This window comes from Janthinobacterium sp. SUN137 (genome assembly GCF_030587265.1).
GTDB lineage: Bacteria > Pseudomonadota > Gammaproteobacteria > Burkholderiales > Burkholderiaceae_D > Janthinobacterium > Janthinobacterium kumbetense.
The window spans coordinates 567,362-578,365 of the sequence record NZ_JAPWHZ010000002.1; the positions used below are offsets into that span (position 1 = coordinate 567,362).

Annotated in this window: 17 protein-coding genes; 13 read left to right on the forward strand and 4 right to left on the reverse strand. The window is 57.5% G+C overall.

The window, feature by feature from the left end:
- Positions 1–4: 4 nt before the first annotated feature.
- From O3298_RS10700 to O3298_RS10745, 10 genes are all read left to right on the forward strand, one after another.
- Positions 5–667, forward strand: a complete 663-nt coding sequence (locus O3298_RS10700) for a phage baseplate assembly protein V (protein ID WP_305059292.1) — start codon at positions 5–7, stop codon at positions 665–667.
- Positions 667–1,068, forward strand: a complete 402-nt coding sequence (locus tag O3298_RS10705) for a phage tail protein (protein WP_305059293.1) — start codon at positions 667–669, stop codon at positions 1,066–1,068. The genes O3298_RS10700 and O3298_RS10705 overlap by 1 nt, the downstream gene beginning before the upstream one ends.
- Before the next feature lie 7 nt (positions 1,069–1,075).
- Entirely contained in the window at positions 1,076–2,200 is a 1,125-nt protein-coding gene (locus O3298_RS10710) for a baseplate J/gp47 family protein (protein WP_305059294.1), read from the forward strand.
- Entirely contained in the window at positions 2,200–2,859 is a 660-nt protein-coding gene (locus O3298_RS10715; RefSeq protein WP_305059866.1) for a hypothetical protein, read from the forward strand. Before O3298_RS10710 ends, O3298_RS10715 begins: the two co-directional genes overlap by 1 nt.
- Positions 2,860–2,917: 58 nt before the next feature.
- The gene (locus O3298_RS10720) at positions 2,918–4,309 is read left to right on the forward strand and encodes a hypothetical protein (RefSeq protein ID WP_305059295.1); all 1,392 of its coding nucleotides are present in this window, start codon (positions 2,918–2,920) and stop codon (positions 4,307–4,309) included.
- 2 nt (positions 4,310–4,311) lie between these two features.
- On the forward strand, positions 4,312–4,788 hold the full coding sequence (locus tag O3298_RS10725) for a hypothetical protein (RefSeq protein ID WP_305059296.1): 477 nt from the start codon (positions 4,312–4,314) through the stop codon (positions 4,786–4,788).
- Positions 4,789–4,956: 168 nt separating this feature from the next.
- Positions 4,957–5,286 carry a hypothetical protein gene (locus tag O3298_RS10730; protein ID WP_305052404.1) on the forward strand — a complete coding sequence of 110 codons (330 nt, stop codon included), beginning with the start codon at positions 4,957–4,959 and terminating at the stop codon, positions 5,284–5,286.
- Positions 5,283–5,807: a glycoside hydrolase family 19 protein gene (locus tag O3298_RS10735; protein ID WP_369811543.1), complete on the forward strand. Its 525-nt coding sequence runs from the start codon at positions 5,283–5,285 to the stop codon at positions 5,805–5,807. The genes O3298_RS10730 and O3298_RS10735 overlap by 4 nt, the downstream gene beginning before the upstream one ends.
- Entirely contained in the window at positions 5,804–6,199 is a 396-nt protein-coding gene (locus O3298_RS10740; RefSeq protein WP_305059297.1) for a hypothetical protein, read from the forward strand. Before O3298_RS10735 ends, O3298_RS10740 begins: the two co-directional genes overlap by 4 nt.
- Positions 6,196–6,438, forward strand: coding sequence for a hypothetical protein (locus tag O3298_RS10745; RefSeq protein ID WP_305059298.1), 243 nt, complete (start codon positions 6,196–6,198; stop codon positions 6,436–6,438). Before O3298_RS10740 ends, O3298_RS10745 begins: the two co-directional genes overlap by 4 nt.
- 24 nt (positions 6,439–6,462) lie before the next feature.
- Here O3298_RS10745 and O3298_RS10750 read toward each other — a convergent pair whose 3' ends face one another.
- The 3 genes from O3298_RS10750 to O3298_RS10760 all read right to left on the reverse strand — a co-directional run bounded on the left by O3298_RS10750 (position 6,463) and on the right by O3298_RS10760 (position 7,363).
- Positions 6,463–6,879 (reverse strand): hypothetical protein, encoded by a 417-nt coding sequence (locus O3298_RS10750; protein ID WP_305059299.1) that lies wholly within the window; start codon positions 6,877–6,879, stop codon positions 6,463–6,465.
- Between the two features lie 4 nt (positions 6,880–6,883).
- Entirely contained in the window at positions 6,884–7,069 is a 186-nt protein-coding gene (locus O3298_RS10755) for a hypothetical protein (RefSeq protein WP_305059301.1), read from the reverse strand.
- Between the two features lie 132 nt (positions 7,070–7,201).
- A complete protein-coding gene (locus tag O3298_RS10760) occupies positions 7,202–7,363 on the reverse strand; it encodes a hypothetical protein (RefSeq protein WP_305059302.1) in 162 nt (53 codons plus the stop codon).
- Positions 7,364–7,454: 91 nt separating this feature from the next.
- Here O3298_RS10760 and O3298_RS10765 point away from each other — a divergent pair, with 91 nt between their 5' ends.
- Positions 7,455–7,637, forward strand: coding sequence for a hypothetical protein (locus O3298_RS10765; protein WP_305059303.1), 183 nt, complete (start codon positions 7,455–7,457; stop codon positions 7,635–7,637).
- Between the two features lie 944 nt (positions 7,638–8,581).
- Here O3298_RS10765 and O3298_RS10770 read toward each other — a convergent pair.
- Positions 8,582–9,487 (reverse strand): hypothetical protein, encoded by a 906-nt coding sequence (locus O3298_RS10770; RefSeq protein WP_305059304.1) that lies wholly within the window; start codon positions 9,485–9,487, stop codon positions 8,582–8,584.
- Positions 9,488–9,734: 247 nt separating this feature from the next.
- Between O3298_RS10770 and O3298_RS10775 the strand changes: the two genes are divergently transcribed.
- Both O3298_RS10775 and O3298_RS29165 read left to right on the forward strand, forming a co-directional pair.
- Complete coding sequence (locus tag O3298_RS10775; RefSeq protein ID WP_305059305.1) at positions 9,735–10,235, forward strand: SOS response-associated peptidase family protein; 501 nt, start codon at positions 9,735–9,737, stop codon at positions 10,233–10,235.
- Positions 10,211–10,309, forward strand: coding sequence for a hypothetical protein (locus tag O3298_RS29165; RefSeq protein ID WP_369811544.1), 99 nt, complete (start codon positions 10,211–10,213; stop codon positions 10,307–10,309). The genes O3298_RS10775 and O3298_RS29165 overlap by 25 nt, the downstream gene beginning before the upstream one ends.
- Positions 10,310–11,004: the final 695 nt, after the last annotated feature.

The window sequence follows — 11,004 nt, forward strand, 5'->3', positions numbered from 1 at the left end:
GGGCATGCTCAACGCGATGCGCCAGCAGGCACAGGCTGCTCTCGGCGACGTGGCGCTGCCGAGCACTGGCATCGTGCGCAGCTACGACCCGGCGAAATACGCAGTGCGCCTGGAGTTGCAGCCGCAGGGCAACATGACTGGCTGGATCCCGCTCCTGACGCCCTGGGTGGGCAACGGCTGGGGCATGTTCTGCCCGCCGACCATCGGCGACCTGGTCGAGGTCACGTTTTTGAATGGCGACATCAATTCCGGCGTGGCCGGCCTTCGCGCCTTCAACGACCAGGACCTGCCGCTTCCGGTGGTATCCGGCGAGTTCTGGCTAGTGCATGCCGCTGGCGCATTCATCAAGTTGAGAAATGATGGCAAGGTGTTGGTCAATTCTCAGGTCGAGATCGACGCTATGGCGCCAACCGTGCAAATCACCGCGACGGGCGCGGTCAATATCGTCGCCGCAACGGCGTCCGTAACTGCGACGACGTCAGCATCGGTGACGGCACCGAGCATCACGCTGGGCGCGGCGGCGCAGTCGCTGAAAAGCTTCATCACCGACGCGTTCATTTCGCTGTTCAACGGGCACACGCACAACGATCCGCACGGCGGCGTCTCGGGCGCGCCGAATCAGCCGATGACGGCCGCCCACGCGACCACCACAGTAAAGGGCGGCTAATGTCGGATCTATTCCACTATTTCGGTGGCGACCTGTCGCGGTCGTCCACTGGTGATCTGCTCAAGGTCGACGGTACCGGGGAGGGCGTGCAGCGCGTGCTGCGCCGGCTGCTGACGAACCCGGCTCTGATCGATGCTGACGGCAACACGCTGATCCAGGGCGACTATATTTTTCACCCCGACTATGGCGCCGGCCTGCCCCGCATGATTGGCGACACCGTCGACATTCCGAAAATCAAGGGGCGCATCCAAGGGCAAATGTTCCTCGAGGCCTGTGTCGCACGCAGTCCGGCGCCGGTCATCAAGGTGGCCGAGATCCAGGGCGGTGTGTCGGTTGATATCCGCTACAACGATGCGCAGACCGGGACGCCGGCGGCGCTCGCGTTCGATGTAACCAAATAAGGCGACCATGAGTATTTCAACAAAAGACTTTGTAACGCTGGTCCGCGACGCTGTCACTGCAATCCAGGGTTCCGCGAGCGGCCTGGTCAACCTGACCGTCGGCTCGATCCTGCGCGCCGTGGTCGAAGCCAACGCCACAGTTATCCTGTGGCTTCAGGGCCTGATCTTGCAGTTGCTGGCTGCCACGCGCGCGGCGACGTCCAACGATGCCGATCTGGATAGCTGGATGGCCGACTTTGGTGTCGTGCGCTTGGGCGCCGTTCCGGCCTCGGGCCTGGTCTCGTTCTCGCGCTTCACTCCGACTGCCCAGGCTGTCGTCCCGGTCGGCGCCACCGTTTTGACACTCGACGGCACGCAGGCGTATGTCGCGCTGCTCGACGCGACGAACTCCGCGTACAGCGCACTGCTGGGCGGCTACGTGCTTGCGCCGGGCGTGGTGAGCATCAATATCACCGTGACCGCATCGACGCCTGGCGCAGCGGCGAACGCAGTGGCCGGCCAGATCGCATTGATCAACCAACCAATCCCCGGCGTTGACGCCGTATCGAACGCGACCGGCTTTACGAATGGCGTTGACGCAGAGAAAAACGCCGCGCTGCGAGCACGCTTCATCACCTACATCGCCTCGCTGTCGAAGGCGACCAAGCTGGCGATTGGGAACGCCATCACGTCGCTGGCGCAGGGCGTGACGTTCTCGCTGACCGAGAATTTCACCTACGGCGGCGTGGCGCAGAACGGCTATTTTTTCGCCGTCATCGATGATGGCACGGGCTATCCGCCATCGCAACTTCTGCTGTCGGCGGCGAATGCGATCGACGCTGTGCGGCCGTTCACGTCGACGTTTGGCGTTTTTGCCCCGATAGTGGTCACTGCCAATATCGCGATGACTATTACCACGGCTGCTGGCTACGACCACATGGCGACGGCCGCGAACGTGGCGGCAGCGCTTGGTGCCTACGTCAATTCGCTGACTTTGGGGCAGAAATTGGCGTTCTCGCGCATGACGCAAATCGCCTACGATGCCTCGCCAGGCGTCACCAACGTGACCGCAATCATGCTCAACGGCGGTACAGCCGACCTCGCTGCCAGCGCCCTGCAGGTCATCAAGACCGGATCCGTGAGCGTGGCGTGATGACAGGCGACCAAGCAGATATTGTTGCGCGTATCAAAAGCGTACTGCCTCCCTGGTTCGGCTCGGTGCGCGATCTGGTCGACGCGCTGATCCAGGGCCTCGCCAATGCATCCGCCTTCGCATATGCGCTCTACCAGTACGCGGTGTTGCAAACCCGCATCAAGACGGCGACCGAGGGCTGGCTCGACATGATCGCTGCAGACTTTTTTGGCACCGCGCTGATGCGCTCGGCGAACCAATCCGACGCCAGTTTTCGCGCGCGGATCATCATCAACCTGTTCCGCGAGCGCGCCACGCGCAATGCGATCACCCGCGTGCTGACCGACCTGACCGGGCGCGCGCCGATCATCATCGAGCCGCAGCGGCCGGCGGACACTGGCGCTTACGGGGCGCCGAACTGCGGCTACGGCGTGGCCGGCGCCTACGGATCGATGTTGCTGCCGTTCCAGGCATTTGTCCAAGCTTACCGCCCAGCATCCTCCGGCATTCCGTATATCGCCGGTTACGGTTCACCGCCAGGTGGTTACAGCGCGCCGTCTCGCGCAGCCTACGCAACGCTGTCGCAAAGCACTGGCGCAGTGACGGACGCTGACCTTTATGCGGCTGTGGACAGTGTAAAGCCGGTCGGAACCATCGTCTGGATGAATATCCGTTCCTGATAAATATGCAACTCACCTACACGAGCCGCACACGCGGCTCTTTTTTTTGGAGTAAATTTTGAAACGACAAATTATCTATCCAGGCCAGATCCCCCTGGAAACCGACCTGCTCGGCACAAATAAGAACATGATGATTGCCCTGGCAAAGCTTACGGCGACAATCATTGGAACAGCAACGATGGTCAGCGGGTTGGCCTGCGTGCCGAACTCGCCGGCGGCGCTGAGCGTCGTGATCGCCCCGGGCGAGATATACAGTATGCAGAACATCGACGGCACGGCGTATAGCTCGATTGCCGCCGATACCATCCATTCGATCATGAAACAAGGGTTATCTCTGGATCCCGTGACACTGGCGTGCGCGGCACCGGGCACCGCCGGCCAGAGCATCAACTATCTGATCCAGGCCGCATATTCTGAAGTGGATAGTGGGGCTGTCGTACTGCCTTACTACAACGCCAGCAACCCGTCGACCGCATACAGCGGCCCGGGCGGCGCCGGCACTACCAACAACACCGTACGCGATGGAACGGTGGCGCTGTCGGCAAAGGCTGGTATTGCAGCTGCGACGGGCTCGCAATTGACGCCGGCGGCCGACGTAGGCTATGTTGGCCTGTGGATCGTCACCGTCGCAAACGGGCAATCCACAATTACTGCCGGAAATATCGCGAAGGCGACAGGGGCGCCATTCTCTGGCACTGTGGCGATGCTGAATATGATGAACGCTTTCACTGTCTCTCCAACGGTGCCAACCCCACCAAAATTCGATGCCAGTCCCAAAGTGGCTACGGCTGAGTTTGTGCAGCAATCGCAAGGCAATATTATTGGGCATGATGTTGTGGGAGTGGCCCGCAGCCTAACTCCTGATGATATCGGCAAAGCGCTGTACTTTTCGGCGCCAAACCTGATTTTTACATTGCCTAAGCCTAGCGATCTTGGTTTATCAACAAATTCAGGCAAGTGCATTCACTTCTTTGGCTTTGGTGGCAATACGGCAAAAATCGTCCCAGGGGCGGGTGCCGGCATCAGCTTCAATGTAGGAACGGTCCCATTCATCGAATTTAAACCGGGGCAATACCTTACGCTCACTGCGGCGTCAGATATTGTATGGCAAGTGATCGACTCCACCGCCGAGATGTGGCGCAATGCCGACTTTGCAGCAATGGTGTCTTCGAGCGGCTACCAGAGATTACCCGGCGGCCTGATTTTTCAGGTGGGCGGCGGCGCGCAGACACCGGCATCCGGCTATGTCGACGTCATCTTCCCGATTCCGTTTCCAAACGAGTGTACTCACGTCTTCCCTGGATATGAAGGGCAAGGCGGAAGCGGGTCCAGTATGCCCACCATCGTCAACGCCGGTATGAAGACAAGAACGGGCTGCCGCCTGTACACCTACAACGGGAATGCGCTTTCCGGCGGCATTACCCCATCCTACCTTGCCTTTGGAGATTAATCATGAGCGTCAGATATTCACCGAGCACAGGTTTTTTTTACCCCATCAATATCGAGTACCAGGACATCCCGTCCGATGTGTTTGAGGTATCCGAGGCTGACCACCTGGCCGCCCATACCGCCCGCGCATCAGGCGGGTCGTTCGAGTTTGCCGAAGGGATTCTGTGCATCACACCGCCCGCTGCCATTCCTTATGCTCAAGTGTGCGCTGCCTACCTTGATACCGTTCGCGCCCTCCGTGATGGCATCCTGAACCGCTTGGCAGGCATCGGCTTCGCTGCGATGGGCACAAGCGATGCGGAGACCGTGAAGGGCGTGCTGGAGGCGCGCCAGGCGCTGCTGGATATTACTATCGCCCCTATAGTGCTGGCCGCCACCGATCTTGATACTTTGACAGCAGCGATGAAGTCAACTTACGCGGCAATTATCGCAGCAGCGCCGCCGATCATCCGTGAGGCATTTGACCCAGGCGCGATCTAGCAGCATGCCCTGTCCGTTATCAACCCGCTTCGGCGGGTTTTTTCATTTCCACCACCTGAAAGGCATCACATGGCCCTCGAAACAACCGCCGCCGGCGGCGCACTGATTAAAATTTTTGGCATCCCGGTTCTGGCCGGCGCTGCCGCAACCTCACTGGGATTCATGTTTATGTGGCCAAAAACTGCCAAGGAAGCGGGCGTGCGCTTCTTCGTCACCATTCTCTTTTCCGCCCTGATGGGGCCGGCCCTGGTCGTGGTCGTGCGCAACTGGATGCCGGGCCTGTTCGACAGCGCGCGCGCCGTGGCCGTGCTGTACGGCAGCGACCCGGCGCTGGGCTTCTTGTTCATCGCTGCACCGCTGATGGTGGCCGCCGGCTTGCCCGCCTGGTGGGTGCTGGGCGCCACGGTGCGCTGGCTCGACAAGCGCCGCGACAAGGACATTGGCGAGCTGGCGCGCGACGCTGCCGCCGTCGTCAAGGACGTGCGGGGTGGCCTGTGAGCGCCGTCACGCTGGTCCAGCTGCTGGCGATCATGCCGCTGGTGCGTCCGCGCGCGGCTGCCTTCCTGGCGCCGTTGAACGCGGCCATGCTGGAATTCGGCATCACGACCCCGGCGCGCCAGGCCTCCTTCCTGTCCCAAGTTGGGCACGAGTCTGGTCAGCTGCGCTATGTGCGTGAGCTGGCCAGCGGCCAGGCCTACGAAGGGCGCACCGACCTGGGCAACACGCAACGTGGCGACGGCGTGCGCTTCCGGGGGCGCGGCCTGCTGCAGGTCACCGGCCGCGCGAACTACGCCGCCTGCGGCAAGGCCTTGGGCCTGGATCTGCTGGCCCAGCCTGAGCTGCTCGAGCAGGCCGTCAACGCCTGCCGCTCGGCAGGTTGGTTCTGGCAGACGAAGGGGCTGAACGCCCTGGCAGATGCCGGCGACCAGGTGAAGGTAACGCGGCGCATCAACGGCGGCACGAATGGCCTGGCCGAGCGTCAGGCGTTTTTTGCCGTCGCGCAGCGGGTGCTGACGTGAGCGCGCTGGGTACTTTGGCGGCCGGCGCTGTCAGTGGCATCTGGAAGGCGGCCACCGTCATCCTGGCTGCCGTGCTGTTGCTGGTGGCCAGCTCAACCGGCACCGGATGGTGGCTGGCCGCCAGCGACCGCGATGTGTCGCGCGCGGCGCTGGTGCAGGAGCAGGGCGTAAGCGCACAGCTGCGCAGCTCGATCACCGAGCAGAACCGCGCCATCGATGGCATGGCCAAGGCAACCCTGGCGGCGCAGGAGCGCGGCTCCGCGGCGCAGGCGGCGGCCGCTGCCAAGGGCAAGAAGTACGACGCGGCGCTGGCGCAGTTCGCTGGCGCGCGCGCCACGACCTGCGACGAAGCTATGCCAGCCGTCAGGCTGCTGCTGGAGGGTGTGCAATGAAATGGATGCTTGTATTGCTGCTGGCTGGCTGCGCCAGCGCGCCGCCTGCGCCGCAGCGGGTCGAAGTTCCCGTCTTTGCACCATGTGTAAAGGTGGTGCCGCAGCGGCCGGTCTATGAGTTCGACCAACTGGCGCCAGCGGCAACGGACGGTGAGATCGTCCTGGCGCTGGCGCAGGACTGGCCGCGAGGCCGGAAGTATGAGGCACGACTGGAAGCCGTTGTTGAAGGATGCAGATAGGGCGGGTTGGAGCTGGCGACTGAATTAGCGGCGCTTCGAGGATTTAGATTTTGATGCTCGGGTCGGTGAATTCGCAGCTCTACGCGGCGCGCTAGCAACTTTCGTTATGGGCGTCTTCACAGGTTCTAAGGCGACTTGCTGGGATTGATCGCCGTTGATGAATTCGCGGAAAATAAAAGTCAATCCGATAACAGCACCGATCGCAAGGTACAGCTTGTTCGTTTTTAGCGCGTCCTGCAATATCGCCTGGGAGAACGCCGAGCCAAGCATCAAGAGGAAGGGCACAATGACTGTGCCGTTCAAAAAATCTACAATGATATTGTTGGCGGTGAAACACGGCCCACTTTTGCGGTAGGCGCGCCGTGTCGGCCGTATTAGGCAACAAAAAATGGCAATCCCGATGGTTGCCATATCAATAGGATTTCCGTCGAACTGGTACAAGATGTCAAATCAGATGGGCAAATTTGATCGCGACAACAACGCTCGCGCCTGCAACCCCACCGAGCACTTCTTTTGCTGTGGAAGAGTCAATCCCAACCATTGGTGCAACCACGCCAAATAGCGCTGTACCGGCAATTGCGCCAGATAAGATCAGGCGGATGTAGGTCAGTTTCGTCATTTTCTTTTTCATGGTTTCTCCCGTTGACTGAGCTGCGGGGGATATGTTGCTTTTAGGTAATTCGGCAATTATAAAACATATTAACCCCGTTTAGTTATTTTGTTGCAACTTCGGCAGATTCAAGTGAGCGACACCCAATACATTTCATAGTACCGCAAAAAGCGCGCTACCCAGCGCCGCCCACGCCGCGCGCTTCTCGTCCGCATAGTCGTGCAGCATGTAATGTCGCCGCACCTTGCTGCCCGGCAGCACATGGTTCTGGCAGCGGTCGATCAGCTCCAGCGATATGCCCAGCGCTTGCATCATCGTCGCGCCAGTGCGGCGCAGCGCGCCGCCGAAAACCTGGCGCAAGCCAGGCAACAGGCCGCCGTCGCGCTGACCATCACGAAAGCCTACGATGAAGAAATCAACGATGTGCGTGCTCGCCTTGCTGTTGCTGAGCGCATGCGCAAGCCCGCCTTCTGTGCAAGTGCTGGACCTGCCGCCCCGGCCGGTGCCGGTGGCGCCGAAGGAGGCGCTGCAGCCGATCCCGCCGGTGGGCTACTTCCTGACGCGGTGGCGCGAGATATTCAAGCCTTGATCCTGCAGACGGAGGAAGTGGCCGCGACGGGACGCGCGTGCCAGGCGTTTGTGCGGGATAGTAGCATAGGGCTGTAGCGCTGATTCGGAGTGTTTGCGCAGGTAGACAGTAGGGGAGTGAGCTAGTCGATTGAGTTTTGAGACCTTCTGATCAACGCAAGTTTAGTGCCGCAGGTGTCTTTGTGCAGTCGAGCGTCCATCTCTCCAGCACGGCGGGGCCGGATAGAATAAATGCTGTCTAAGTTGATAACTTCGGCTCTTGGTATACACTCAATAGAAGGAAATTGGACGTTAGAAGAGGAGTCTTACCATGAGGCATATCTCTACACTTGCCGTGATCGGTACTGTTCTGTTTATCACGGGAACAGCTGCATCTGCAGGGAATGGCGGCGTTAAGGCCGGTCCGCATTTAGGAACCCCGATCGCAACAACAATGCGCACGACGACAACGCACACAACGACAACTGCACCAACTTTACCTACCCCATCGCATTCGGGGCAACCAAATCAAAGCTGCGGCAGTGCCACTGCTCCCAATACTCCTGGTAATTCAGCTTCTGCACCTGGGTCAGCTTTCAATCCAGATGGCCAGGCTGGAACAGTATATGCTGGACAGCAGCCACAAAATTCGCGCAATCCTATGAGTGTGTCACAGTATGATGTTGCTTGCGCGAAACAGCCATCTAAGTAAGGTGCAAGCGTAAAGCCGATGCCGCACCGGCCAACCTACGAGTTCGACCAGCCGGCGCCAGCGGCAACGGACGGCGAGATCGTCCTGGCGCTGGCGCGGGACTGGCCGCATGGGCGGAAATGCAAAGGGGAACAGGAGGTGGTTATTGCAGAATGCGTTTCATCGAAAGCGGCTAAACTGCTGTGATTACATCGGTTGTAGCAGTGATACTCCACCTCGCCTCTGGTCAATAATTCATGTGTCGCTCTCAATGACTACTTGACGCGAATAATTGGTCTTATTTTGATTTTTGGTCCGTAATTTAATTTTTCGATACCCGGCCCACCTTCAGTGCCTGTTTTCCGAATTTCATTTTGCATCCATTTTATTCCAGTATTTTCTATGCAAAGCCCCCGGCCACACATCATTGAAAGATTCCCTATGAATTGATTTCCCCAAAACCTCGTCCCGGAAGGTGAGAACTCAATATTGGTTCCAGCAACATTCATGTTGACTTCTACAGCAGTCAAGGGAAAGTGCTCGCCCAAATGATTTAATATTTGACTTTTATATCTTTTCTCTGCCTCTTGAGGGGTGCTTAGTACAATGAAGCGTAAATTCAAATAGTCTCCATTTGCGTACTTTACCTCTAATTCTTTCCCTTGTGGAGGGCAGCGAAGGTCTATTGGAGTACCTATGTTTTCCCAGGAATGTGATTCAATCACCAGTCTTTCTTCTGGTAATATACTTAGCATATTGACTGTTAATCTTAAATATCCATCCTTATCTCGATTTAGGGAAACGACATCATGGTTGTCAATGATTATAATTCTTGGTGTTTCGTAGTAGTAGTTTCCTCCAACTACCGCAAGCAATTTATTTCTAAGCCAGTCTAAATCTCCTTTTATTTTTTCCGAATTAACTTTATTCTTTTTTAATGCATGAAGTTGTTCGTTTGTGTAGTTGCCACCGTCGGCTTTTCCGTGATGAGTAGGGCATAGTGCAATCATGCCCAGAGGGTCATTATGTGCACGGACATTGACTGGTGGGTCGAAGTGGTGATACTCCAGGTAGGGGCTGCCGCAGCCATCCACCGGGCACCCAAAACCAACTTCTTCTCTCAAGGCTAGTTTCACTGCGTCAGGAATTGATGTTCTTTTGTTGTTTGTATTATTTTCCATGTTTGCCCCCTTTAACTTATCTGAAGTTGAATTTTTTATATTGAATCAAGTGTACAGCTTTACTTCAGGATTGGTAAAATTACCGTATGTGCGCTGACTATACCCCCAGCCGTAAAGAGCAGATTGAAGAAAGTTTTCGAACCGGATATCCACTGCTCGACCTTCCGCCCGAAGCTTGGCCTGGCTACATGGCACCTATCCTGCGCGGTTCTCGTAAGATTCAAGCCAGCTGGAAATCGCTACCGCCATGTTTGGCATGGTTCCGCATTGGGCAGATCACAAGCTGGCCCGTCAGACCTACAACGCACGCACGGAAACGGTGGCCAGCAAGCCATCGTTTCGCAGCGCCTGGAAGCGCAAGCAGTTCTGCATCATCCCGGCCGCCAATTTCTTCGAACCCAACTACGAAACCGGCAGGCCCGTGCGCTGGCGCATCGAGCGTGCCGACGGTGGCCCGGTGGCAAGAGCCGGCATATGGGAGTACCGCCCGGAGGATCAGTTGCTGTCGTTCTCGATGCTGACTATCAACGCCGACGGGCATCCGCTGATGCAGCGCTTCCACAAGCCCGATGACGAAAAGTGCATGGTGATGAGCCTTGATCCTGATCAGTGCCTAAGTTGGTTGGACGGTTCTCTGGTGGCGGAGACGAGTGGGGAAGGGTGCGCTCCGGTTTGGCAATGGCCGCGCTGGATAGCACAAGCAAACGTAATTGCCGTAATACGGTGCGTCTGGGTTCGGCAGACCTGACGCGGCGGTGGGCTATGTTTTCAGAAAATAGAGCGCTTCGCTACGCAGCGAGCTGGAGTTGCCGAGAGTTATAACCAAGTAGCTGCACTAGATTTTGATGTCTCGGTGCAACTTTTAACGAGCATGGTACTGTCGATGTCCGTGCCCTCTTAGATCGTGCCCTGTCTACCGCCTGTCTTGCCAGGAATGACAACATCCTCCAAATCATTGTTCAGGTGCTCGAACAAGGCTTTGGAGGTTTGGGTGATGGCCTTTTGACGTTGGCATCCCGGTACTGTGCAATACTTACCGTCGGCCAATTCAATATAAGCGGGACAATTCTTGTATTCATGATCAATGCAAGGCATATATCCTCCCAAGTTGTGGATGTTTGCATACTGCCTATATGTACAGATTACACCGCAGCCAGCGGTTTGTTGGAAATATTACATTTATCTTGCGGCATATCGGGGAGGGAGGGGCATGCTTGGGGGAGGCTGTTCATTTGGTTTTTTCGGCAATTAAGGCAGGATCTCCCGCGCCCCCATCCTCGTGTCGGTATAGTCGTGGTGCCAGCCAGTGCTGGCATACCCTTCCTTGTTTCGCCCAATAGTCATATCTGGAATTGCAGATCGATGTAACTCCCTTGCTTTTGAGCATTTCAGCCCTGTGTAATTTCCTGTGTAATTTGGTGCAATTTAGCGACTTCTCTTGATAGTCATGACGAAACTCTCCCTGTGAGAACCCTGCAAAATGGCGCTTTCAATGGCATTCACACTGCAGGGGTCGC

What these genes read in the sequence shown, in the direction of transcription:
- O3298_RS10710 (WP_305059294.1), top strand. Translation starts at nt 1,076, where the DNA reads ATGAGTATTTCAACAAAAGACTTTGTAACGCTGGTCCGCGACGCTGTC.
- O3298_RS10760 (WP_305059302.1), bottom strand. Translation starts at nt 7,363, where the DNA reads ATGATGCAAGCGCTGGGCATATCGCTGGAGCTGATCGACCGCTGCCAG.
- O3298_RS10755 (WP_305059301.1), bottom strand. Translation starts at nt 7,069, where the DNA reads ATGAAAAAGAAAATGACGAAACTGACCTACATCCGCCTGATCTTATCT.
- O3298_RS10765 (WP_305059303.1), top strand. Translation starts at nt 7,455, where the DNA reads ATGAAGAAATCAACGATGTGCGTGCTCGCCTTGCTGTTGCTGAGCGCA.
- O3298_RS10730 (WP_305052404.1), top strand. Translation starts at nt 4,957, where the DNA reads ATGTGGCCAAAAACTGCCAAGGAAGCGGGCGTGCGCTTCTTCGTCACC.
- O3298_RS10715 (WP_305059866.1), top strand. Translation starts at nt 2,200, where the DNA reads ATGACAGGCGACCAAGCAGATATTGTTGCGCGTATCAAAAGCGTACTG.
- O3298_RS10705 (WP_305059293.1), top strand. Translation starts at nt 667, where the DNA reads ATGTCGGATCTATTCCACTATTTCGGTGGCGACCTGTCGCGGTCGTCC.
- O3298_RS10700 (WP_305059292.1), top strand. Translation starts at nt 5, where the DNA reads ATGCTCAACGCGATGCGCCAGCAGGCACAGGCTGCTCTCGGCGACGTG.
- O3298_RS10745 (WP_305059298.1), top strand. Translation starts at nt 6,196, where the DNA reads ATGAAATGGATGCTTGTATTGCTGCTGGCTGGCTGCGCCAGCGCGCCG.
- O3298_RS10770 (WP_305059304.1), bottom strand. Translation starts at nt 9,487, where the DNA reads ATGGAAAATAATACAAACAACAAAAGAACATCAATTCCTGACGCAGTG.
- O3298_RS10725 (WP_305059296.1), top strand. Translation starts at nt 4,312, where the DNA reads ATGAGCGTCAGATATTCACCGAGCACAGGTTTTTTTTACCCCATCAAT.
- O3298_RS10775 (WP_305059305.1), top strand. Translation starts at nt 9,735, where the DNA reads ATGTTTGGCATGGTTCCGCATTGGGCAGATCACAAGCTGGCCCGTCAG.